This is a genomic window from Ensifer sp. PDNC004 (assembly GCF_016919405.1).
In the GTDB taxonomy this organism is placed as follows: Bacteria; Pseudomonadota; Alphaproteobacteria; order Rhizobiales; family Rhizobiaceae; genus Ensifer.
Genome location: NZ_CP070352.1, coordinates 1,387,916 through 1,411,407 on the forward strand (window position 1 = coordinate 1,387,916; position 23,492 = coordinate 1,411,407).

20 protein-coding genes and 1 riboswitch are annotated in these 23,492 nt (G+C 64.9%); of the genes, 12 read left to right on the top strand and 8 right to left on the bottom strand.

What is annotated here, in order from left to right; genetic code table 11:
- The first annotated feature begins 54 nt into the window (after positions 1-54).
- Positions 55-1,299, top strand: coding sequence for a Gfo/Idh/MocA family protein (locus tag JVX98_RS06135; protein WP_205236155.1), 1,245 nt, complete (start codon positions 55-57; stop codon positions 1,297-1,299).
- A 248-nt stretch (positions 1,300-1,547) separates the two neighbouring features.
- Positions 1,548-2,384, top strand: coding sequence for a universal stress protein (locus JVX98_RS06140; RefSeq protein ID WP_205236156.1), 837 nt, complete (start codon positions 1,548-1,550; stop codon positions 2,382-2,384).
- 46 nt (positions 2,385-2,430) lie between these two features.
- Here JVX98_RS06140 and JVX98_RS06145 read toward each other — a convergent pair whose 3' ends face one another.
- Entirely contained in the window at positions 2,431-2,880 is a 450-nt protein-coding gene (locus JVX98_RS06145; RefSeq protein ID WP_205236157.1) for a pyridoxamine 5'-phosphate oxidase family protein, read from the bottom strand.
- A 227-nt stretch (positions 2,881-3,107) separates the two neighbouring features.
- Between JVX98_RS06145 and JVX98_RS06150 the strand changes: the two genes are divergently transcribed.
- The 3 genes from JVX98_RS06150 to JVX98_RS06160 all read left to right on the top strand — a co-directional run bounded on the left by JVX98_RS06150 (position 3,108) and on the right by JVX98_RS06160 (position 6,780).
- Positions 3,108-4,586 (top strand): SLC13 family permease, encoded by a 1,479-nt coding sequence (locus JVX98_RS06150; RefSeq protein WP_246764806.1) that lies wholly within the window; start codon positions 3,108-3,110, stop codon positions 4,584-4,586.
- 172 nt (positions 4,587-4,758) lie between these two features.
- Complete coding sequence (locus JVX98_RS06155) at positions 4,759-5,931, top strand: glycerate kinase (protein ID WP_205236158.1); 1,173 nt, start codon at positions 4,759-4,761, stop codon at positions 5,929-5,931.
- A 141-nt stretch (positions 5,932-6,072) separates the two neighbouring features.
- Positions 6,073-6,780 carry a class I SAM-dependent methyltransferase gene (locus JVX98_RS06160; RefSeq protein WP_205236159.1) on the top strand — a complete coding sequence of 236 codons (708 nt, stop codon included), beginning with the start codon at positions 6,073-6,075 and terminating at the stop codon, positions 6,778-6,780.
- A gap of 12 nt (positions 6,781-6,792) precedes the next feature.
- Here the strand turns inward: JVX98_RS06160 and JVX98_RS06165 are convergent, their stop codons facing one another.
- On the bottom strand, positions 6,793-8,190 hold the full coding sequence (locus JVX98_RS06165; protein ID WP_246764807.1) for a S8 family serine peptidase: 1,398 nt from the start codon (positions 8,188-8,190) through the stop codon (positions 6,793-6,795).
- A gap of 157 nt (positions 8,191-8,347) precedes the next feature.
- On the opposite strand from JVX98_RS06165, the gene JVX98_RS06170 reads away from it, so the two are divergent.
- Together JVX98_RS06170 and JVX98_RS06175 are read left to right on the top strand one after the other, a co-directional pair.
- Complete coding sequence (locus JVX98_RS06170) at positions 8,348-8,890, top strand: RNA polymerase sigma factor (protein ID WP_205236160.1); 543 nt, start codon at positions 8,348-8,350, stop codon at positions 8,888-8,890.
- Positions 8,887-9,687 carry an anti-sigma factor gene (locus JVX98_RS06175; protein ID WP_205236161.1) on the top strand — a complete coding sequence of 267 codons (801 nt, stop codon included), beginning with the start codon at positions 8,887-8,889 and terminating at the stop codon, positions 9,685-9,687. Before JVX98_RS06170 ends, JVX98_RS06175 begins: the two co-directional genes overlap by 4 nt.
- A gap of 49 nt (positions 9,688-9,736) precedes the next feature.
- On the opposite strand, the gene JVX98_RS06180 is transcribed toward JVX98_RS06175, so the two are convergent.
- Positions 9,737-10,219 carry an Lrp/AsnC family transcriptional regulator gene (locus JVX98_RS06180; protein WP_043621407.1) on the bottom strand — a complete coding sequence of 161 codons (483 nt, stop codon included), beginning with the start codon at positions 10,217-10,219 and terminating at the stop codon, positions 9,737-9,739.
- Between the two features lie 154 nt (positions 10,220-10,373).
- On the opposite strand from JVX98_RS06180, the gene JVX98_RS06185 reads away from it, so the two are divergent.
- Genes JVX98_RS06185 through JVX98_RS06195 form a run of 3 tightly spaced genes read left to right on the top strand, consistent with a single transcriptional unit; the run spans position 10,374 to position 14,026 of the window.
- Complete coding sequence (locus tag JVX98_RS06185; protein ID WP_205236162.1) at positions 10,374-11,579, top strand: diaminopropionate ammonia-lyase; 1,206 nt, start codon at positions 10,374-10,376, stop codon at positions 11,577-11,579.
- 39 nt (positions 11,580-11,618) lie between these two features.
- The gene (locus tag JVX98_RS06190; RefSeq protein ID WP_371826499.1) at positions 11,619-12,758 is read left to right on the top strand and encodes a M20 aminoacylase family protein; all 1,140 of its coding nucleotides are present in this window, start codon (positions 11,619-11,621) and stop codon (positions 12,756-12,758) included.
- Between the two features lie 29 nt (positions 12,759-12,787).
- The gene (locus JVX98_RS06195) at positions 12,788-14,026 is read left to right on the top strand and encodes a Zn-dependent hydrolase (RefSeq protein WP_205236164.1); all 1,239 of its coding nucleotides are present in this window, start codon (positions 12,788-12,790) and stop codon (positions 14,024-14,026) included.
- A gap of 100 nt (positions 14,027-14,126) precedes the next feature.
- On the opposite strand, the gene JVX98_RS06200 is transcribed toward JVX98_RS06195, so the two are convergent.
- From JVX98_RS06200 to JVX98_RS06215, 4 genes are all read right to left on the bottom strand, one after another.
- Positions 14,127-14,663 carry a hypothetical protein gene (locus JVX98_RS06200; RefSeq protein WP_205236165.1) on the bottom strand — a complete coding sequence of 179 codons (537 nt, stop codon included), beginning with the start codon at positions 14,661-14,663 and terminating at the stop codon, positions 14,127-14,129.
- Between the two features lie 371 nt (positions 14,664-15,034).
- Complete coding sequence (gene thiC / locus JVX98_RS06205; protein ID WP_205236166.1) at positions 15,035-16,858, bottom strand: phosphomethylpyrimidine synthase ThiC; 1,824 nt, start codon at positions 16,856-16,858, stop codon at positions 15,035-15,037.
- Positions 16,859-16,948: 90 nt separating this feature from the next.
- Positions 16,949-17,077, bottom strand: a riboswitch (TPP riboswitch).
- A gap of 97 nt (positions 17,078-17,174) precedes the next feature.
- A complete protein-coding gene (locus tag JVX98_RS06210; RefSeq protein ID WP_205236167.1) occupies positions 17,175-18,539 on the bottom strand; it encodes a sigma-54 dependent transcriptional regulator in 1,365 nt (454 codons plus the stop codon).
- 3 nt (positions 18,540-18,542) lie between these two features.
- Entirely contained in the window at positions 18,543-20,411 is a 1,869-nt protein-coding gene (locus JVX98_RS06215; RefSeq protein ID WP_205236168.1) for an ATP-binding protein, read from the bottom strand.
- A gap of 228 nt (positions 20,412-20,639) precedes the next feature.
- On the opposite strand from JVX98_RS06215, the gene JVX98_RS06220 reads away from it, so the two are divergent.
- Positions 20,640-21,965, top strand: a complete 1,326-nt coding sequence (locus tag JVX98_RS06220; protein WP_205236169.1) for a dicarboxylate/amino acid:cation symporter — start codon at positions 20,640-20,642, stop codon at positions 21,963-21,965.
- A 77-nt stretch (positions 21,966-22,042) separates the two neighbouring features.
- Here JVX98_RS06220 and JVX98_RS06225 read toward each other — a convergent pair whose 3' ends face one another.
- Positions 22,043-22,762, bottom strand: coding sequence for a YafY family protein (locus JVX98_RS06225; protein WP_192450326.1), 720 nt, complete (start codon positions 22,760-22,762; stop codon positions 22,043-22,045).
- Positions 22,763-22,856: 94 nt separating this feature from the next.
- On the opposite strand from JVX98_RS06225, the gene JVX98_RS06230 reads away from it, so the two are divergent.
- Positions 22,857-23,468, top strand: a complete 612-nt coding sequence (locus tag JVX98_RS06230) for a glutathione S-transferase family protein (RefSeq protein WP_205236170.1) — start codon at positions 22,857-22,859, stop codon at positions 23,466-23,468.
- Positions 23,469-23,492: the final 24 nt, after the last annotated feature.

Below are 23,492 nucleotides of genomic sequence, written 5' to 3' on the forward strand. Positions count from 1 at the left end.
TTTCCGCACGTCCCGCATCCCGCCGTTATCACACTCGATCAATGGGAGAAGAGAATGACACAGCTACCGAAGCAGACGCTGCGCGTGGGTTTCGTCGGATCGGGCTTCATCGCCCATTTCCACCTGAAGTCGATGATCGGCGTGCGCAATGTCGAGGTCACCGGTGTCTTCAGCCGCAAGGCTGAAAACCGGGAGAAGTTTGCAAACGAAGTCGCGTCCCTCGGTCTCGGAACCTGCCGCACCCATGAAAGCCTGGAAGCGCTGCTGAGCGCCGACGATGTCGACGCCGTCTGGATCCTCTCGCCCAACTACACCCGCATCGACGTCATGCGTTCGCTGCACAAGGCGGTCAAGGACGGTCGCAGCAGGATCTTTGCCGTTGCCTGCGAAAAGCCGCTGGCGCGCACCGTCGCCGAAGCCCGCGAGATGGTGTCGCTTGCCGAAGATGCCGGCCTCAACCACGGTTATCTCGAAAACCAGGTTTTCTGCACGCCGGTGCTGCGCGGCAAGGAAATCATCTGGCGGCGTGCGGCGTCCACCACCGGCCGTCCCTATCTCGCGCGCGCGGCCGAGGAACATTCCGGCCCGCACGAGCCCTGGTTCTGGCAGGGCGACAAGCAGGGCGGCGGCGTGCTTTCGGACATGATGTGCCACAGTGTCGAGGTGGCGCGCTACCTGCTGACGGCACCCGGCGCACCGCGCAATTCGCTGAAGATCAAGGCGGTGAACGGCACGGTCGCCAATCTCAAATGGACGCGGCCGCACTATGCGGAGCAGCTGCGCAACCGCTTCGGCAGCGAGGTCGATTATCGCAACCGGCCGTCCGAAGACTTCGCCCGCGCCACGGTGACGCTCGAAGATCAGGACGGCAACGAGCTGATGATCGAGGCGACCACCTCCTGGGCCTATGTCGGCGCTGGACTTCGCATCCAGCTCGAACTGCTCGGTCCGGAATATGCGCTCGAATACAATTCGCTCTCAACCGGCCTTAAGATCTTCATGTCGCGCGAGGTCAAGGGGTCCGAAGGCGAGGACCTCGTCGAGAAGCAGAACGCCGAACAGGGCCTGATGCCGGTGCTCGAGGACGAGGCCGGCGTCTATGGCTACACGGATGAGAACCGCCATATGGTGGAGTGCTTCCGCAAGGGCGAAAAGCCGCTCGAGACCTTCGAGGACGGGCTTGCCGTCGTCGAGATGCTGATGGGCCTTTACCGGTCGGCAGAAATCAATGCGACGCTCAACTTCCCGGCGCCGGAACTGGAACATTACGTGCCGGTCGTGGCACGCCGGGGTGCCTGACGACTGATGCTCGGCGCCCGCGCGATCGGGGCGGTGGGCCGAGTTTGCGGAGCAATTGGGCGGCGGAGGCGATGACCGTCTTCGCCGCCCCGCCAGCAACGAGGGCCGCCGGCGTACAGCTGTGCGCGTAGAGCCCCCAAAATTATACGCTTTCCTCCATGATCCCGGTTGACGGGGATCAATGTCGCCGCGCGCGCATCTGCCTAGGCTCACCCAGTCCTTAGGTCCGGTCGCGAGGAGGAAACGCGATGACATACAAGACCATTCTCGCCGTCGTCGGCGTCGATCATTCTGCAGACGATCTGCGTGCCGCGGCACAGGTCTGCGCCTCGGCAAACGCTCACCTCTGCCTGTTGATCGTCAAGCTCGCCGCTTCTCCACCGATCGGCGATTTTGCCGCCGCCATCTCGATTGACTGGCTGAACGAACGTCAGCGCGAAGTCGACAAGCTCGAATCCTGCGTGGCGCGTGCAACCGACATTCTCACCCGGGAAGGCATCTCGTTCAGCGTCGAGACGAAATACACCGAAGCCGCCTGGGCGGATGACGAGATCGGCGAGCGCGCCCGCTATGCCGACCTGACGCTGGTCGGCGACGGCCTGATGCTGGACCCGGAGCTACGGTCGCGCACCATCGACGGGACGCTGTTCAACTCCGCCCGACCGGTCCTCGTCCTGCCCAAGGGCAAGCCGGCGCGGCTTGATCCGAAGACGGTCGTGCTTGCCTGGAACTCCCGGCTGGAAGCGGCCCGTGCCGTGCGTGAAGCGCTCGACCTTCTGAAGGGGGCCAGGACCGTGCACGTGACGATGGTCGACCCGCGTTCGGCCTATGGCAAGAACGGCGAGGAACCGGGCGCCGATATTGCCGGTTACCTTGCCCGGCACGGCGTTTCGGTTTCCGTCGAGCGGCTGCCGAGCGGCGGGCATAGGGTCGATGACGTGATCAATCGGTTCGCTTCCGACGTGGCGGCCGATCTGATCGTCATGGGCGCCTATGGCCACTCCAGAATGCGCGAACGCGTCTTTGGCGGGGTCACCCGCTCGATGCTCGAAAACGCCGTGGTTCCCGTGCTCATGGCCCATTGATCGGCAGGGCCGGGCGCGCAGCGATCTAACTGCGCGCCGACGGCCGTCAACCCACGGACGCTGCCCGTCCGGTCACCTCGTCGATCTCGATTTCGAAGAAGAGATGCGGCGAGGCGCCGGCAATCACCTGGTCGCCAGGCTTCAGGCCGCCCGGTTCCCACCAGTTCACGCGCTGTTCGAGAAACGCCCAGGCGTTCAAGCGCTCTCGGTGCCATTGTTTCGTATCCGGCAGTTCCTGATAGCGGCCGTAGATGACGACACTTCGCCAGGCCTGCCGGTCCGTTACCGTGTCCAGCTGAATGCAGACACGGGGATTGGCTCGCATCCAGTCGATCTTCTGTCCGGGCATCGAAAACCCGTAGAGCCTGTTGGCGGCAAAAGCATACTGGACGGGGACGACATAGGGCCGACCATCCCGGGCGCATCCAAGACGAGCGATATGGTTCTCGGCGACGAGGTCGATGCATTCCTGCCGCGACATTTCCCTGATCAACATCAAACTCTCCTTTTTAAAGAGGTCATCCAAGCATCAGTCTCTGCCGGTCAGACGGACCGGCATTGATCTCGCTCATTTCGGACATAGGGCAAGAAAGCCGAAAAAATTCTGGAGCGGGGGAATAAATCGCCCAGGGCTCCGTTTGCCCTCCCACGACATCAGCCTGATGGCTTCGTGCGGCGCGGTTGCCGCTTGCGAGCGTCGGCCAGCAAAAAGGGAGCGTAGCTATGACCATCAGCCCGGTGATCGCTTCGGAAAAAGACCTTGTCACCCTGAACGCGGCGGTAGCCGAACGCATTGACGGCCATATGCCGGTGAGCCAGGTGCGCCTGCTCGTCGGCGTAATGCTCGTCGCCTTTGCCGCCGTCCTGATCTTTCTCGCGGCTGACGGCCTGACGCTGCCGATGCGCCTTTCGCTGATGGTGTTTGCGACGACGCTGATCTGCTGGACGATCTTCGACCTGCCGGAAACGCCGGTGGCGCTTGCCGGGGCGGCGGCCTTGGCCGTGACCGGTGCCGTCGGCGAGGAGGCGGTTTACGCCGCGCTCGGCAACGACATCGTCTGGCTGATGATGGCGGCTTCGGTGATTGCGGCGGTGTTGCAGGCATCGGGCCTCGTCGAGCGGCTCGCTTTCCGGCTGCTCGCCCGTTTCCGCGACGTCAACCGACTGTTCTGGGTAGTGACGCTGACGATCTTCGTGACGGCTTTCGTCATTCCCTCGACCTCGGCACGGGCGGCCATTTTCATGCCCGTCTTCCTGGGGCTCGCCTCGACCATCGGCCGTCCCGGCATCACCCGCGCTTTGGCGCTGCTGTTTCCGTCGGTGATCCTGCTATCGGCGGCCGCTTCGCTGACTGGCGCCGGCGCCCATCTCGTCGCCGTCGATTTCATTCGCCGCAGCGGTGGCGAAGCACCGGGCTTCCTCGGCTGGGCCTTGCTTGCAGCACCCTTCGCGCTGCTGACGAGCCTGATTGCCTGCAGCCTGATCCTGCGTTTCTTCCTCGACGATACCGATCGGAACTGGCGCCTCGACCTGCCGGCCGCGCCGGCGGAGAAGCGTCCGTTTTCGACGCGCGACAAGGCAATCCTCGCTGTCACCGCGGCGATCGTCGCAGCACTCGCGACCTCGGACCTGCACGGCATCGCGCTGCCGGTGGTGGCACTCGTCGGCGCTCTTGTCCTTGCGTCGGAAAAGATCTCCGGCATGCCGTTCCGCAAGGCGCTGAAAGGTGTGGAGTGGAACCTGCTTCTGTTTCTTGCCGGCACGCTCGTCATCGGCGAAGCGCTGCTGTCGACCGGAACGGCGACCGAGCTTGCCGATCGCCTGATCGGCGCCTTCGGCCAGATCGGCGAGCCGCCGGCGTGGCTGGTCGTGCTTCTTGCCATCGCGGTCGCGACCTTTGCCCATATCGTCGTTGCCTCGCGAACGGCGCGGGCGACGGTGCTCATTCCGGCCGTGGCGCTGCCGCTGGCAGGCTTCGGGGTCAGCCCCGCCAGCCTCATCATGGTTACAGCTATAGGTAGTGGTTTCTGCCAGACGCTGATGGTTTCGGCCAAACCCGTGGCGCTGTTCGGAGGCATGGAGCCGCCGGCTTTCAGCCCTTCCGATCTGCTGCGTCTGGCCTTGATGCTGGCGCTCCCGTTCATCGCGCTGCTTGCCCTTTTCGCCCTTGTGATCTGGCCGGCAATCGGCTTGGCGATGTAACGATAAACATCTGATATATAGATATCTTTTGAGCCGCAGCGTCGTTCGCTTCGGCTCTTTTGTTTTTCTTTCCGCAAAAGAAAGAATTCTGCATTTCGGGCGGAATAAACGTCGCGAGCCGCCGTTTCTCCCTTGCATCCGCATTGTCACAAAAGTGCAAGGAGATTGTCACATGTCACTTACCATTCTGGTTGCACCGTCCGGTTTCAAGGAAAGCCTGTCGGCGGAAGAAGCTGCCGATTGCATCGAGAAGGGCGTGCTGCGCGCCTGCCCGAATGCCGAGGTTCTCAAGGTGCCCATGGTTGACGGCGGTGAAGGTTTCACCAAGGCGCTCGTCGCGATTACCGGCGGCAGCCTGCATGAACTTGATGTCACCGGTCCGCTCGGCGAGCCCGTCGCCTCACATTTCGGTTTCCTCGGTGGTCAGTCCGAACGCACGGCCATCATCGAAATGGCGGCGGCCGCCGGTCTGCGGCTGGTGCCGCGCGACCGCCGCAACCCCTGCATCACCACCAGCTACGGTGTCGGGGAGCTCATCCGGGCGGCGCTCGACGCCGGTGCCCGCCGTATCCTGCTGGGCTGCGGCGACAGCGGCATCAACGATGGCGGCGCCGGCATGGCCGCGGCCTTGGGCGTGAAGCTGCTCGACAGCGATGGCAATCCGCTCGCGCCCGGCGGTGCGGCGCTTGCCTCGCTGGCAAGCATCGATATGTCCGGTCGCGATCCGCGTCTTGCCGAGGTTCGCATCGACGCGGCCGTCAACTGGCACAATGTGCTGCTCGGCGAACGCGGCGTCGCCCGCGTCTTCGGGCCGCAGAAGGGCGCGACGCCGGAGCAGGTGGAACTGCTCGCGGCAGCGATGGAGACCTATGCCGCGGCCATTCAGGCGACGACCGGCATTGCGGTCGGCGACGCACCGGGAGCAGGCGCGTCCGGCGGCCTCGGCGCGGCGGTCATGGGGCTGCTCGGCGGCGCACTGCATCCGCGCTACGACATCGTCATGCGCTATCTCGATCTCGATAGCATGATCGGCAGGGCCGACCTGGTGATCACCGCAGAGGGCAGCCTCGACGGGCAGACGCCGTTCGGCAAGGTGCCGGCCGAGGTCGGCCATAGGGCCAAGGACGCAGGGCGCCCGGTCATCGCGCTCGCCGGCACCATCGGCAAGGGCGTGACCCTCAACTTCGACCACGGCATCGATGCCTTCGCCTCAATCCTGAAGGCGCCGTGCACCCTCGACGACGCCATCAATGCAGCGCCGAAACTGCTGGTGCGTGCGGCGGAAGATGCCGTGCGCATGGTGCGCGTCGGCATGCTCCTGAACGAGCGTGGACTGGCTGCCTGATCGACGCATTGACCGGTCTGGCGGGATGGTGGCGCTGCCGCCTCCCGCCGGAACCGTACGGGTGGCTACCGTCACGCAATCGCCGAGATTGTCCTCTCAGTCTTCGTAAACGCAGGACGGATCACGAGGACCAAACGTCAAATGTCAAACGGATGGGAAGAGTCGGCGGCGGCCTGGATTTCCGGGCTGGGCGTCGAAGGGGATTTTGCGCGGCGTTTCGTTCTCGATGTGCCCATGCTCGAACGGGCGCGGCGAAGCGGGGCAGGAACGGTCCTCGATGTCGGGTGCGGCGAAGGGCGGTTCTGCCGGCTGCTTACGGCGGAGGGGCTGAGCACGGTCGGCATCGATCCCGCCGGGTCGCTCGTTGGCCAGGCGAGACTCCTGCATCCGGATGGTGACTATCGTATCGCACAGGCCGAACAATTGCCTTTCGCGGACGAGACCTTCGATCTCGTCGTTGCCTATCTCAGCCTCATCGACGTTGCCGACCTGGAGGCGGCGATCGGCGAGATGAACCGGGTTCTGCGCCCAGGCGGTCATCTGCTGATCGCGAACCTGACCAGCTTCTACAGCGCCAGCAATCCGACCGGCTGGCGCGATGGCGCCGATGGCAAGCGCAGCTTCATGATCGACCATTACATGGACGAACGGTCCGATTGGATCGGCTGGGGCGATCTTCGGGTGATCAACTGGCACCGGCCGCTCAGCACCTATATGTCGCTGTTGCTGGGAGCGGGCCTGCAGTTGCGCTATTTCGACGAACCATTGCCGCGGGGCGGCGACCCGGAGCAGACGGATCTCTTTCGAAGGGTTCCCTCGTTCCTGGTCATGGACTGGCAAAAGCCGTAGTCCCTGCCGCTGCTACGAGCGGCAGAGCTCGCGGGCGTTGAGAACGCCCCAGCCAAATACAGGATCCTTGCCCGGTGCACCAAGATCCTGCGTCGTCTCGGTGACGAGATTTGCGACTTCTGCCGCCGAGAGATCAGGATGCGATGCCCGCAGGATGGCGGCGGCAGCCGTGACGAAGGGGGCGGCAAAGGAGGTGCCGGTTCGTGGCGCTGCGCCTTCGATCGACGCCGCCGTCCAGACACGGGTGCCGAGTGCCGCGACATCGATATGGTCGCCCCGCCCGGCGCGGCGATAGGGCTTGAAGTTGCGGTCGACGGCGGTGACCGCGATCATCGCCGGATAGGCGGCAGGATAGACGGGCTTTGCCCTCGGGCCGTCATTGCCGGCCGCAGCCACCTGGATGATGTTCCGCTCGGCCACGAGCGCGACGGTCTTTTCGAGCAGCAGGTTGTGCGGCCCGGAGAGGCTCATGTTGATGACCGTGACCTTGCGCGAGGCCAGGAGGTCGATGGCACGCACGAGATCGTAGGTCTCGGCGATATCGCTTTCGCCGCCCTTGCGCTGGAAGGCGTCGACGGCGATCAGATGGGCATTGCCGAGCAGCCCCGGCGCGCGGCTGTCCTTCCGTCCGGCGATGAGGGCGGCAACCGCGGTCCCGTGCTGGCGGCCGGATTCCGGCGCCTTTTCTTCCGCCAGCCTGACGATGTCGAGCTTGACGTCCATGAGCGAGGGATGGGCGGGATTGATCGCCGTGTCGATCAGCCCGATCGGGCCGGCGGCCGTGCAAGCCGCGCTGGCGTCCGGCCAGCCGATGGCGGTGCGAACGAGCGCGCAACCACCGTCGGCGCAGGGAGCCGGTGAGGCGGCGCCTTCGTTCGGGTCGAAATAATGGTTGAGATCGGCGATCGCTCCCGGCGTCGCATCCGCGACCTGTTGGCGTGCGTCTTCGAGCGCCATGCCGCTGGGCGCGCCGAGCTTGATGATCTCTGTCGTCGAAAGCCCGAGCGGCTCTCTTGCGCGCACCGTAAAGCCGCTTTCCGTCAGGCGCTGGACGGCCGCCTCGTCGAGGCCGAGCGCGATAATTTCGCCCGGCACATGGGTCGCCCGGTGGGCCGACGGACGCAGGCGCACGACACGTCGCTCCGGCGTTCCGCGGAAAAGATCAAGCAGGTTGCCGCCGCCTCCGCCCCAGCTGCCGCTCGAGCCGCGATCGCTGGAGCTGCGTGACGAGCCGCCGCCACTGCCGCCATCGTCATCGTCGCCCCCATCGTCGTCGTCCGCCTGGGCCTGGCCGACCCAGGCAAAGCGAAGTGCCGACTGGCCGTCGCTGCTGCCAAAGGAGAGGTCCCCCGCGCCCGCGGCCAGGCCGCACAACGACAGGAGGGACATTCGAAACAGGCGGTTTTTCAAGGTTTTCTCCTTGTGCAACGGCGTCCGAAAACGAAAGCTTACCGTGAATGAAAGGACCATAAGTGGTGACTTTCGGGTGTAGTTCCCATAACGCTCAACGGATGAATGGACAAATTATTCCACCGGGAACGAAGGGTTGTACCCAAAGAGGCGCCCGATGACGGACCCGACCATCGCCTTCGGTGAGCGCCTGGTCGCGTTTCTCCCGAACCTGCGCCGCTTTGCCATTTCGCTTTGCCGGTCGCGGGATGTGGCCGACGACCTGGTGCAGGCGGCTTGCGAAAAGGCGCTTGCCGGTTCGGATCGTTTCGAAGAAGGCACGCGTTTCGACGCGTGGATGTTCCGTATCCTGCGCAACCTGTGGATCGACCAGCTGCGCCGGCAGAAGACCGCCGGTCCGACGGAGGAGATCGAGGCGCAGGCCGAACTCGCCGTCCCCTCCGGCGAAGCCGGGAGCGAGGCGCGCATGGCGCTGAAGAGCGTGGCGGCTGCGATCGACGACCTGGTGCTCGAACAGCGGGAAGTGCTGATCCTCACCTGCGTCGAGGAGCTTTCCTACAAGGAGGCCGCCGAGGTCCTCGGCATTCCGATCGGAACCGTCATGAGCAGGCTTGCCCGGGCGCGTAAAAATCTTGCGGAGGCGACAGGAATAGAACCGCCGGTCGCGCGTTCACAGGACATGAGAGGCGGGACAAGATGAGCGACACGGAATTCAGCGATGAGATCTTGATGGCGTTCGCCGACGGCGAACTCGACGAGGAGACGATGCGTCGTGTCGAGGCGGCGCTGGAAACGGACGACGAACTGATGGCGCGTATCGCGATGTTCATGGAAACGCGCGCCGCCGCAAGCGAGGCCCTGAAGCCGGTGCTCGACGAGCCGGTTCCGGACGAACTGGTTGCCAAGGTGCGGGCCATGGCGGCGGCGGCGAGTGGCACTGAAAGTGCTGTGGACGCGCTGACGGCCGGCGGCGACAATGTCGTGGCCTTCCGGCGCCCTGCGGATCGGCCCGCGTCGCCGAACGCCGGGCCTTCGCGATTTCTGATGGCGATGGCAGCGTCGATGCTGGTGGTCGTCGGCGGCGCCGGCGGCTACCTGCTTCGCGGCGGCGGACTGGCGGAGACTGGCGCCCTACAGTTGGCTGGCACAGTCGGCCCCGCGCTCGCCGCCATCCTCGACAAGGCGGCTTCGGGGGACGAAGTCGCCGTTGGTGAAGACCAGGGGACGGTCCGGCTGGTATCGGCATTCGAAGTCGGCTCGGGGCAGCTCTGCCGCGAATACGAACTCACCCAGCCCGGTGCGCCCGGCCTCGTTTCGGTCGCTTGCCGCAAGGCATCAACCTGGCAGACGCGGCTGGCCGTCGCCAGACCGGAAGGCGGAGACGGCTATGCGCCGGCCTCCTCGCTTGAGACCGTCGATGCTTTTCTGACTTCCATCGGCGCCGGGCAGCCGCTCGATGCGGACGCCGAGAAGAAGGCGCTCGCCGGCACGAAATAAACGGTGAATTCCAACGTCGGGCAATCGCTGCGCCGCTTCCGGACTCTTCCTAGAGCGGCACCGAAAGCCCGACCTTCACCGGATCCATCGTCACGAAGGTGCGGAAGCGCTTGATGTTCGCGTTGCCGAAGAACATGCGACGGGTGAAGGCCTCGTAATCGGCCATCGTCGGCACGATGACGACGAGCATGAAATCGACGTCGCCGGTGACGTAGTAGCATTGCTGCACCTCGGGCGCTGCGGTAAAGGCCACTTTCGCCGCATCGAGCAGCGCGATCTGCTCGCTCTCGACCTCCACTTCGACGAGGATCGTCAGCGCCTGGTTGACGCTGACCGGATCGACCAGGGCGACATTGGCGCGGATGACGCCGGTTTCCTCCATGCGCTTGATCCGCCGCTGCACGGCGGGCGCCGACAGATTGACCGCCTCGCCGATCTGGCGCTGCGGCGTCGTATTGTCCTTCTGCAGGATGGCGAGGATCGCAAGATCGAAGCGATCCAGTTCGACCTGTGGCTTTTTCGACGGGGCCATTCAGTGCCTTTCGGTTCCTGCTCTCCGGCGCCGAAGGTGGAACTCCACGTCACGGCACCTCCTCGGCTTTACAAACTTGCATTCGTGATGGCCAATTAGAGCGCATTTCTCGGCGGCGATGAAATAGATTTTCGTGGTCTACGGAGATTGCACCATGTTTCTCGCCAATACCCATGCCGATTTCGGCCACCCGCTGTTGCCCGCGGATGCCGACATGCTGTCGCTGACAGCCGCTGCCCGCGTCGAGCAGCAGCTTGCCCGCCGCCCCGACCATCGGGAGACGCCGCTTCATGCCTTGCCGGCCTTGGCGGAAGAGCTCGGCGTTGCCGGCGTCTTCGTCAAGGACGAGGGCTATCGGCTGGGGCTTGGCAGCTTCAAGGCGCTTGGTGGGTCCTATGCGGTGATCCGGCTGGTGATCGAAGAGGCGGAACGGCGTCTCGGGCGCAGCGTCGATTTCGATAATCTGGACCGGCCCGAGGTTCGGGCGATCGCCGCCGCCCAGACTTTCGGCTGCGCCACCGATGGCAATCACGGGCGCTCGGTCGCCATGGGCGCCCGGCTTGTCGGCGCCAAATCAGTGATCTTCGTGCATGCGGGCGTCAGCGAAAAGCGCATCGAGGCGATCGCGGCCTATGGCGCCGAAATTGTCCGGGTCGCCGGGACCTATGACGATTCCGTCCGCGAGGCCGCGCGCGTCTGTGACGAAAATGGCTGGACGGTCGTCTCGGACACCACCTGGCCCGGCTACGAGTACATTCCCGGCCTGGTGATGCAGGGCTATACGGCGCTGCTGAGCGAGGCCCTGCGGCAGATGGAAGGGCCGCCGACCCATGTCTTCGTCCAGGCGGGTGTCGGCGGCATTGCCGCCGCCACGGCTGGACATCTGGCGCTACGCTATGGCACGCAGCGCCCCCGTTTCGTCGTCGTCGATCCGGCCCGCGCCGCCTGCCTCTACGAAAGCGCCAAGGCCGATCGTCCGGTCAAGGTGGCGCATGGCGAGGCGACGATCATGGCGATGCTCGAATGCTACGAGCCGTCGCTCGTCGCCTGGCGTATCCTGTCGCGTGTCGCCGATGCGTTCATGACCGTCGACGAGGAGGATGCCGTTTCGGTGATGAACCGGCTGGCGCGGCCCGCAGGCTCCGACCCGGCGATCGTGTCCGGCGAAAGCGGCGGCGTCGGCCTTGCCGGATTGCTGTCGGTTGCCCGTGATCCGGCGCTGCGGGAGACGCTCGGATTGACGGCCCAATCGCGTGTTTTCGTCATCAATACCGAGGGTGCGACCGACCCCGAGCGGTATGCCGCCCTCGTCGGCTTGTCGCCCGAGACCGTTGCAAACACATCGAACGAGAGAGGGTGAGCCATGGCGGGATCAAATCTTGACCGGCTTGTGAAAGACATGACTGCCTGGCGTCGCGACCTGCACGCGCATCCGGAATTCGGCTTCGAGGAACAGCGTACCTCATCCTTCGTCGCGGCCAAGCTCCGGGAGTTCGGGCTCGACGAGGTGGTGGAGGGGGTCGGAGGCACCGGTGTCGTTGGCCGCTTGAAACGCGGCAGCGGCAACCGCGCCGTAGCACTTCGGGCCGACATGGATGCGCTCAGGATACCGGAGCAGGGAGAACTGCCCTATCGCTCGACGAAGCCCGGCACCATGCATGCCTGTGGCCATGACGGTCACACGGCCATGCTGCTCGGCGCAGCCAAGATGCTCGCCGAAGATGGCGGCTTCGACGGCACTGCCTGTTTCATTTTCCAGCCGGCCGAGGAGTGGGGCAAGGGCGCGCTCGCGATGCTCGATGACGGGCTGATGGAACGCTTCCCCTTCGACGAGATCTACGGCCTCCACAACATGCCGGGGCTGCCCGTCGGCCGTTTCGAGACCCGCGTCGGCGCGATCATGTCGGCGGAGGACAATTTCGAGATCGTGCTTAGGGGCGTCGGCGGGCACGCGGCGCGGCCGCACTGGGGCAATGAGACGTTGGTTGCCGCCTGCGCCACCGTCGTCAATCTGCAGACGATCGTCTCGCGCCGCCTGTCGCCGACGGATATCGGCGTTGTCTCTGTCACCGAGCTTTTGACCGATGGCACGCGCAACGCGCTGCCCGGTCTCGCCCGCATCCTCGGCGATGCCCGTAGCTTCCGCCCGGAGGTCAGCGCCAAGATCGAGGCGGAGATGCGGGTGATCGCCAAGGGAACGGCGGATGCCTATGGCTGCGCGGTCGAGGTCAACTACACCCGCGAGTTCGTTCCGTTGATCAACGATGCGGCCCTGACCGGCCACGCCTTTGCTGCGGCGGAAACGGTGTTCGGTGCGGCGAATGTCGCAACGGCCGCCGAGCCGATGACCGGCTCCGAGGATTTCGCCCGCTTCCTCGAACACGTGCCGGGTTGTTTCGTCTTCATCGGCAATGGCGAGGCATCGGCGCCGCTGCACAATCCGCGTTACGACTTCAATGACGACGCCCTGATCTTCGGCGCGCGTTATCACGCCGAGATTGTTCGGCAGAGGCTGGCGCCCGCCGAAAGCCGGCCATGAACCGAAATCCGCATGAAAGCAGGACAGAGATGCCATCTTCTTCCATAGATGCCGCGCGCCTGATCGGGCGTATCCGTGAGCTCGGCGACATCGGTCGCGATGCGGAGGGGCGATTGACCCGGCTCGCCGGCTCCGACAACGACAAGGTCGGTCGCGATCGTCTCGTGGCGTGGATCGAGGCGGCCGGGCTCGACGTTGCGGTCGACCGTATCGGCAACATCTTCGGCATCTGGCGCGACGACGCGAACGGCGGCGAAGCGCCGGTCATGCTCGGCTCGCACATCGATACGGTCATCAATGCCGGCATCTATGACGGTTGTTACGGCGTGCTTGCCGGATTGGAAGTGATCGAGACGCTGAAGAGCAGTGGTGCGACGCCGGCCCGGCCGATCGTCATTGCCGCCTTCACCAATGAGGAGGGTGTGCGGTTTGCGCCCGACATGCTCGGCTCGCTCGTCTATGCCGGCGGTCTGCCGCTGGAGACGGCGCTTGCGACCATCGGCACGGATGGCTCGTTGCTGGGCGAGGAACTTGAGCGGATTGGCTATGCCGGTACCGTCGAGCCGGGGTTCCTCACCCCCCACGCCTATGTCGAGCTTCATATCGAGCAGGGGCCGGTGCTGCAGCGCGAGGGCTTTGCGATCGGTGCGGTCGAGAACCTGCAGGGCATCTCCTGGCAGCGCGTGACGATCGATGGCGTCGCCAACCACGCCGGCACGACACCGATGGCGATGCGTTCCGACGCCGGTCTCGCCGCCGCCCGGGTTGGCCTGTTCCTGCGCGAACATATTGCCCGGTCGAACGCGCCGAGTGTCGCGACCATTGGCACCATGCGTTTCGAGCCCGACGCGATCAACGTCATCCCGTCGCGTGCCACCTTTACCGTCGATCTGCGCGATCCGAACGAAGAACGGCTGCAGGCGCTCGAAACGGCACTTGCGGACTTCCTTGTCCGTATCGCCGAGGAAGAGGGGGTGACGATCGCCGTCGAGCGGCTTGCACGCTTCCAGCCGGTGGTCTTCGATCAGGGCATCGTCGCAGCGATCGAGGCTTCGGCCAGCGCGCGAGGCCTCAAGAGCCGGCGCATGACCTCGGGCGCCGGCCATGACGCCCAGATGATCGCGCGCATCGCGCCGACGGCGATGATCTTCGTGCCGAGCCGCGACGGCATCAGCCACAACCCGCGTGAACACACGGAGCCGGACGAGCTCGTCGCCGGCGCCAATGTGTTGCTCGACGTGGTCGAGCGGATGGTGGGGAGTCGCTAGAGGGGTAGGGGTATTGCGCGTCCGTTGATTAAACAGGATCGATGTCGCGCTTCCCTCTTCCCATCATGCCAAGGCTTGGCCCGAGCGTGCAGACGTCGCTTCAAGGCTCTTTTTTCGTGTGACCCGCACTTTTATGGGATCCCGCATCGCCCTTCTGCCGGGTGGAAGATTCTGGCCCGCTCCCCTCGGCGGGCTCTTCCGGTGTCTGGCGGAAAAGATTGAGGAAGCTGCTGCCGCCGTGCCATACGCTGCCGGTCGGTCCGTAATCGCGCCCGTCGCGCGAAGAGTGACGCTCGCTGTCTCCACCGCTCAGGCCGCTTCCGTCGATGACGCCGCCTCCGCCGCCTGCGCCGGTCCCACCGGGCTCGCCACCCACGCCGCTACCGTCGCCGGAGCCCCAGTTGCCGCCACTCCCGTCACCGCCACCCTCGGTGCCGCCGCTCCCGACGTTTTCGCCGCCTTGGTCGCCGCCGCCCGGAGCACCTTCACCATTCCCGCCGCCGGTATTGGCGTCGTCCGCATGGGCGGCGGAAATCCAGGAAAGGCCCGCGGTAAAGCTCCCATCGCGCGGCAGGTCGCCTGCGAATGCAAGGGCCCCGATGGACAGGGCCGTCAGTCTCAGCAGGCGTGTCCTCAAGTCTTTCTCCTTGTGCGAACGGCGTTGTTGCGTCGTTCTGCAAGACCTTCTGCGCGTCATAGGACTGCAGCGCGTCGCGAATGAATTTCGCCGACAGCGACTTTTGCGAGTGCCTTGCATACCGTTCAATCGACGCGGGGACAAGCTATTCGGGTGCCGCGCAAGGTGCGGGCCCATGGCGGTGGCCGCAACACGCCGATGATCGCGGGTTCGACGGGGGGGGGGCGCATTCGTCGATTGGGCGGGTCGGAAGCGCGCCTGCCACTCCGGTCAAACCCGAACGTGAAGGAGGAGGAGACCGTTGGCGAGCACCGGGAAATCCTGCGCGAATTGAAGGGGCCGTGACCGGCCCCTTCAGTGGGCTTTGCCGCCTACTCGGCCGCGCCAGCCGCCTTTTCCACCGGCATGTAGAGGTCGCCGCCCTCGCGGTACTTCGCAGCCATCGCCTCCAGCCCTTCCTTCTGCGCCTCGGCCCGGATGTCGTGCGAGATCCGCATGGAACAGAATTTCGGGCCACACATGGAGCAGAAATGCGCGACCTTGTGCGCCTCCTTCGGCAGGGTCTCGTCGTGAAAATTGCGGGCTGTTTCCGGGTCGAGCGAGAGGTTGAACTGGTCCTCCCAGCGGAACTCGAAGCGGGCGCGCGACAGCGCGTCGTCGCGCACCTGGGCTGCCGGGTGACCCTTGGCGAGATCGGCGGCATGGGCGGCGATCTTGTAGGTGATGACGCCGACCTTGACGTCGTTGCGGTCAGGCAGGCCGAGATGCTCCTTCGGCGTGACATAGCAGAGCATGGCGGTGCCGAACCAGCCGATCATCGCAGCACCGATGCCGGACGTGATGTGGTCGTAGCCGGGTGCGATGTCCGTCGTCAGCGGTCCGAGCGTATAGAACGGCGCCTCGCCGCAGACCGCGAGCTGCTTGTCCATGTTCTCCTTGATCTTGTGCATCGGCACGTGGCCGGGGCCTTCGATCATGACCTGACAATCCTTGGCCCAGGCGATCTTGGTGAGTTCGCCGAGCGTTTCGAGTTCGGCGAATTGTGCCGCGTCGTTGGCGTCGGCGATCGAGCCCGGGCGCAGGCCGTCGCCGAGCGAGAAGGAGACGTCATAGGCGCGGCAGATGTCGCAGATCTCCTCGAAATGCTCGTAGAGGAAGCTCTCACGATGATGATGCAGACACCACTTGGCCATGATCGAGCCGCCGCGTGACACGATGCCGGTGACGCGGTCGACGGTGAGCGGGATGTAGTGCAGGCGGACGCCGGCATGGATGGTGAAATAGTCGACGCCCTGCTCGGCCTGCTCGATCAGCGTGTCGCGATAGACTTCCCAGGTGAGGTCCTCGGCAATGCCGTTGACCTTTTCCAGCGCCTGGTAGAGCGGTACGGTGCCGATCGGAACCGGCGAGTTGCGGATGATCCATTCGCGGATGTTGTGGATGTTGCGGCCGGTCGAAAGGTCCATGACCGTGTCAGCACCCCAGCGCGTCGCCCAGACCATCTTCTCGACTTCCTCGGCCATCGACGAGGTGACGGCGGAGTTGCCGATATTGGCGTTGATCTTCACCAGGAAGTTCCGGCCGATGATCATCGGTTCGGATTCCGGGTGGTTGATGTTGGCGGGCAGGATCGCCCGGCCGCTGGCGATTTCCTGGCGCACGAATTCCGGCGTCACGTGATCGGGAACGTGGGCGCCGAAGCTTTCGCCGTCGCGGACCTTCGCGCGCGCCGCGTCGCGGCCGAGGTTCTCGCGGATCGCCACGAACTCCATCTCCGGCGTGATGATGCCGGCGCGGGCATAGGCAAGCTGCGTCACTGCCCGGCCACCCGTGGCCTTCAGCGGCGCATGCTGGAACGGGAAGGTCGGTGTCAGCCGGTCGCCGCTCACAAAGCCGTTGTCTTCGGGGCGGACGGTGCGTCCCTCATAGGTCTCGACATCGCCGCGATCGACGATCCAGTTGCGGCGAAGCCGCGGCAGGCCGTCCTCGATGCGGATCTCGGCACCGTCGGCGGTGTACGCGCCGGAGGAGTCATAGACCGTGACCGGTTGCTCGCCCGAGGTCGGGTGCAGAGCAATCTCGCGCATTGGCACGCGGATATCCGGATGAAGAACGCCCGGCTTGTGGATCTTTCGGGAGGCCGGAAGCGGGCCTTGCGTGACCGCGAGGGCTGCGGTTTTGGTGGCAATATTCATGACGAGGCTCCAAGTTTGCGATTGGAGACCCAGTTCTGATGCCGGAAAGATGAAAGACGCTCCGCCAGGTGCTCACCGCACGGAATCCTGGCTTCGATATCTGCACCGTCCCTACGCCAGTATGAACTGGATCAGGTTCAACGGGTCACTGCGCTATAGCCGGCAAGCCGGCCATCCAGCAGAATCTCAGCCCCTTGCGGGACCCCCCTGGTGAATGCCTGGATCATAGCCATCGAACGGCCCGGGTCGTCAAGCGTGAATTCGCGTGTCGACAAAGATGCACCTAGTGCGTGTGTTTTCGGATTCGAATTTGGCGCTAGCGGCCGGCCTTTTCCGGTGCTGTCCGCTCGGCATAGTCGGCGCGGTTGATGCCGTGGCGCTGGAGCTTGTCGTAGAAGGTCTTGCGCGGGATGCCGAGCGCCTCGATCGTCGCCTTGACGTCGCCGCGCTGGGCGCGCAGCGCCTCCTTCAGGATCTCCGCCTCGTAGCGTTCAAGCCGTTCCGGCAGCGCGAATCCGGGCTGTTCGGTAGGCGCAATCGTTTGGCCCAGCGGACCTTCCACACCAAGCGCCACCCGCTCGGCAAAATGCGAGAGTTCACGCACATTGCCCGGCCAGGCATGCGTCACCAGATGCCGTTGTACGGCTGGAGAGATCATCGGCACGTCTCGCTTGAAGCGCTCGGCCGCCCGGGTCAGGAAGTGCGAGAAGAGCAGCGGGATATCGTCACGGCGTTCGCGCAGCGGCGGGATCGACAGCGTCACGACGTTCAATCGGAAGTAGAGGTCTTCGCGGAAGTCGCCGCGCTCCGCCGGATTGCCGAGATCGATCTTGGCAGCCGCGATGACGCGGATATCGACCGGACGAACCTGGTTGGTGCCAAGCGGCGTGATCTCGCGCGCTTCCAGAACGCGCAGCATCTTCACCTGCGTTGCCGGCGGCATCGCCTCGATTTCGTCGAGGAACAGCGTGCCGCCGCTCGCATGCTCGATCCGTCCGATGCGCTTCTTCAAGGCGCCGGTGAAGGCGCCCGGTTCATGGCCGAAGAGTTCGCTTTCGATGACCGTCTCCGGCAGAGCGCCGCAATTCAGCGCCACGAAATTGCCGTTGCGGCGGCGGCTCCAATTGTGAAGCAGGGTCGCCACCACCTCCTTGCCGCTGCCGGTCTCACCGGCGACGAGCACGTCGACATCGGTATCGGCGATGTGCCGGATCGTCTGGCGCAGGCGTTCCATGACCGGCGTCTGGCCGATCAGCGGCAGGCTGTCGCCGGCCGTCTCGGCGGCCCGCTTCAGTGCGCGGTTCTCCATCACGAGCCGGCGTTTTTCCAGAGCGCGATGCACGCTCTGCACCAGCCGGTCGGCGGCGAAGGGTTTTGGGATGAAGTCGTAGACGCCGTCCTGAAGCGCCTGCACCGCCATCGGGATATCGCCGTGGCCGGTCACCAGGATCACCGGCAGGTCTGCGTCGAAGGCTTCGATGCGGCGGAAGAAGGCGAGGCCGTCGATGCCCGGCATGCGGATATCGCTGACGACGATGCCGTCGAAATTGGCATCGAGCGTCTTCAACGCTTCGGCGGCGCTGGCAAACGGGATGACGGTGAGGCCGGCGAGTTCCAGCGTCTGCGTCATCGCCTTGCGCAGATGGGTGTCGTCATCGACGAGATAGACGGTCGGCTGCATCGCTCAGGCCCTCTTCAGGCGAACCGTGAAAACGGTGCCCTTGTCGCTGGTGTCGACGGTGATATCGCCGCCATAATCGGCGACGATCTCCTTGGAGATGGCAAGGCCAAGGCCGAGGCCCTCGTCCTTCGAGGTGTTGAACGGCGTGAACAGATCCTCGCGGATATGCGGGGGAATGCCCGGGCCGTTGTCGGCAACGACGAGCGAAACCGTCCCGGACGGGCTCTCCTCGCAGCGCACGCGGATCTCGGCATCGCCGCGCGCGCCGAGCGCTTCCAGCGCGTTCTGGAGAAGATTGATCAGCACCTGTTCCAGCCGGATGCGGCTGCCGAGCACGCGTAGGCCATTTTCCGGCAGGTCGATGACGATCGCATCCATGCGGCCGGCAAAGCGGCTGCGCAGCAACAGCATCGCCCCTTCGATCACGTCGCGCATCGGCGTCGGTTCGGCGACGAAGCGGCCCTTGCGGGCAAAGCTTCTGAGTTCGTCGGTGATGGTGCCGACCCGGTCGGTCAGTTCAGCGATGCTGACGAGGTTCTCGACCGCGGTCTGCTGCTGGCCGCGATCGAGGAAGGTGCGGGCGTTGTCGGCATAGGCGCGGATGGTCGCGACCGGCTGGTTGATCTCATGGGCGACGCCGGCCGCCACCTGGCCGAGGATCGCCAGCCGGTTCGCCTGGACCAGCTCCTGTTGCACCGCCTGCAGCTTTTCGCCGGTGCGCCGGTGGTCGGCGATCTCGGTTTCGAGATGATCACGGGCAAGGCTGAGGTCATGGGTGCGCTCCGCCACGCGGGTTTCCAGCTCGTCGCGGGCGGCGCGATCGCGCGCTGAGACGAGCGCCAGCGTCTGGCGGCGGCGCAGGAGGAAGGCGGTGAGCGCCAGTAGCGGTGCGAGAAGGGCGAGCGCAATCAGCCGGGCCTCGCGGGTTGCCGCCGAGATCGCGCCATCGAGCGGCGCCAGCTGCTCCAGCCGCCAGCTTGTGGTCGGCACCATGGTTTCGACCCTGAGGAACCGCCGCTCGCTATCGCCGGGCAGGAGCGCGCGCAACTCGCTGGAACCGTCGCTCGTCGGTTCGATGTCGCGGAAGGGCAACGGCAGCAGCGAAGCATCGCCGAACTGCAGGCTGTCGCGGATGGCGGCGACACGATCGCGCGGAATGGTCCTCGTCGTCATGAAGCGCCAGGACGGGAAGCTGGTGATCAGCACGATACCGCGCCGGTCGGTGACGTAGACCGGCTTGCCGGAGGCGAGCCATTCGGCTTCCACGTCGTCGAATTCGAGCTTTGCGACGACGACGCCGATCGGACCGTCGGGACCCTGAACCCGTCGCGAAATGTAGAGACCGGGCCGCTTGCTGACGTTGCCCATGGCGAAATGCTCGGCCTTGCCGTCGCGCATTGCCATGCGGAAATATTCGCGGAAAGCATAGTCGTTGCCGACGAAACTCGTCGGCTCGCGCCAGTTGCTGGCAGCGACGGCAACACCATCGGGGCCGATCACATAGATGACGGCGGCATCCGTGTTGGCCGCCAGCGCCTGCAGCTTCTCGTCCAGCCGCTGCAGCGCCTGTGGGCTGCGGGTCGAAAGGGCCGCCTTCACCTCGACATCGTCGGCCAGCACCAGCGGCGTCGAGCGCTGGCGTTCAAGCACGGCGCGCAACAGCGAGGCCTTCAGATTGGCATCGATCCGGCTTTGGGCATCGACCGTTTCGAGCGCCTGGCTTCGGCCGTATTCGCCGGCGAGCAGGAGCGCGGCGACAAGCAGGGCGACGGCAAGGCCGGCAAAGACCAGCCAGGTGCGCCGCATCGACTGGTCGAGATCTGCCAGATTGAGGGGGGCGGAGAGGGCATCGAACATGGCCCAATTGTGCATTCTTTCGCTCAAGCTTCCAGATGGGCTGTGCGGAAATCCGCTCAACTCTTCGTGCGCGCCAAGCCGCCCGCACAAAACATCCTCATCAATTCAAAGGGTTGGTTACTGCCGCGGCGAACTGGCACGGCCGTTGCAAATGACATCCACATGACAGCCCGCGCTGTCGCGCATCGGAATTTGACCCGGGAGGCCCGGCATGACGCCGGACTGGGTGCAGTGGAGGATCTCATGATTATCGAACAGTCCGCGGAACCGCGCGGCAAGACACCTTTCTATCGCCATCTCTATGTCCAGGTGCTGGCGGCGATCGCCGCCGGTATTCTGCTCGGCCATTTCTATCCGTCGCTCGGCACGGAACTGAAGCCCCTCGGCGACGCCTTCATCCGTCTCGTCAAGATGATCATCGCGCCAGTCATCTTCCTGACGGTCGCGACCGGCATTGCCGGCATGACCGATCTTGCCAAGGTCGGCCGCGTCGCCGGCAAGGCGATGATCTACTTCCTGACGTTTTCGACGCTGGCGCTGATCATCGGCCTGATCGTCGCCAATGTCGTCCAGCCGGGCGCCGGCATGCACATCGATCCGGCTTCGCTCGACGTCAAGGCCGTGACGACCTATGCCGAGAAGGCGCATGAGCAGACGATCACCGGCTTCCTGATGGGCATCATCCCGACGACGCTGGTCGGCGCCTTCGCCGATGGCGACATCCTGCAGGTGCTGTTCATTTCCGTGCTCTTCGGCCTGTCGCTCGCCATGGTCGGCAAGAAGGCCGAGCCGGTCGTCGACTTCCTGCATGCGCTGACGCTGCCGGTGTTCAAGCTCGTCGGCATCCTGATGAAGGCCGCCCCGATCGGCGCCTTCGGTGCGATGGCCTTCACCATCGGCAAGTACGGCGTCGGCTCGATCGCCAACCTCGCGATGCTGATCGGCACCTTCTACATCACGTCCTTCCTCTTCGTGTTCATCGTTCTCGGCGCCGTCGCCCGCTACAACGGCTTCTCGATCGTGGCGCTCATCCGCTACATCAAGGAAGAGCTGCTGCTCGTTCTCGGCACTTCCTCGTCGGAAGCCGCCCTTCCGGGCCTGATGAGCAAGATGGAAAAGGCCGGCTGCAAGCGCTCGGTCGTCGGCCTCGTCATCCCGACCGGCTATTCCTTCAACCTCGACGGCACCAACATCTACATGACGCTGGCCGCGCTCTTCATCGCCCAGGCGATGGATATCCCGCTGTCGCTTGGCGACCAGGTGCTGCTGCTGCTCGTCGCGATGCTGAGCTCCAAGGGTGCTGCCGGCATCACCGGCGCCGGTTTCATCACGCTGGCCGCGACGCTCTCGGTCGTGCCGGCCGTACCGGTCGCCGGCATGGCGCTGATCCTCGGTATCGACCGCTTCATGTCGGAATGCCGCGCGCTGACCAACTTCGTCGGCAATGCGGTCGCAACCATCGTCGTTGCGAAGTGGGAAGGGGAACTCGACGAGGCACAGATGGCCGCGGTCCTTGGTGGTCGCACGCCGGAAGCCTTGCGGCAGCCGGCCTTGCAGCCCGCGGAATAAGTTTGCCTCCCAAGGCATGACTGCGAAAGCAGTCCGGACGCGGCTCGTGGCAACACGGGCCGCGTTTTCGTTTGGGGCTACTGGCCGCTCAAGGTCATCTTCGACGTCTCAGGCGCGCCGGCGTTCAGATAGGCGACGAAGTCTCGGAGCATCGGCACCCGGCGCGGGCGGAAACTCTCCTCCGTCATCGCGACATCGACGATGCGGTCGACGCGGAACTTGCGGAAATCCTGGCGCAGGCAGCACCAGGCAAGCAGCACCAGCATCCGCTCGAGATAGACGATCGCCAGCGGCAGGACCTGTCGGTCGGTCCGCTGCTGGTCGGCGTCGACATAGCCAATCATGACTGCGCGCTCCTGCCAGCAGGCCTCACGCAAAAGAGCGACATCGGCAACCGGCGGCTCCCGGCGCTCGAAGCGGTAGACCTGCGATGCCGCATGCAGCGCCTGGCGCTGCAAGCGATCGGGCAGTGTCGCCGTTATCTTGGAAAGCACGGCGCCTGCGGCCGCCGCGAGATCCGGCTCTCCCATGTGCTGCACCTCGGCAAGGCCGAGCACCAGTGCCTCGATCTCCAGGCGCGTGAAGGTTTGTGGCGGCAAGGCGATGTCCTCCGTCAGCCGGTAGCCGAAGCCGCGCTCGCCGTCGATGACGGCGCCGGCGGCGCGCAGGCTGTCGATGTCCCGATAGAGCGAGCGCAATGACACGCCCGTTTCCTCGGCGAGGCGCGCGGCCGTTACCGGGGAGGGCAGTGTGCGAAGCGCCTGGAGCAGGCGGAACAGACGATCACTACGGGCCATGACTTTGGAGGATAGAGGAAGCCTACTGACGAAAACTGGCAGTTGGCCGACTGTATAAGATCCGCATTGCCAAACGCAACCGAGGAACCAGACCATGCTGACACTCTTTCACGCCCCGCGCTCGCGCTCGTCGCGCATCATCACCCTGCTTCGCGAACTCGACGCCGTGGACAAGGTCGTGATCGAGATCGTCGATATCACTCGAGGCGATGGCAGCGGCCGCAAGGATCCGAAGAACCCGCATCCGGAAGGCAAGGTACCGCTTCTCGTCCATGACGGCGTCGTGCTCTGGGAGAGCATTGCGATCATTCAGTACCTGACGGATCTCTTTCCGGAAAAACAGATGGCGCCGGTTGCAGGCGACCCGCAGCGCGGTCGGTATCTGAGCTGGCTTGCCTGGTATGCCGGCGTCGTCGAGCCGGTGCTGATCACACACGCTGCCGGGCTCTCGCACCCCTATCTAGACGCCACGTTCCGCGGCCCGGCGGAAATCGCAGAGCGGCTCGAAAACGCCTTGAAGGACAGTCCCTATCTGATGGGCGACCGCTATACGGCCGTCGATCTTCTGCTGCACTCGCCCTTTGCCTGGTATCCGGAGGCAACGCCCGATAGCGCCGTCGTCAAGGCCTGGTTCGAACGCTGCGGCGAGCGCCCGTCGCTGCAATGGACGACCGACTTCGACACTCGCACCACGGCGGCGGCCTGATCGCTGGCCAAGGCCGCTCCGGCG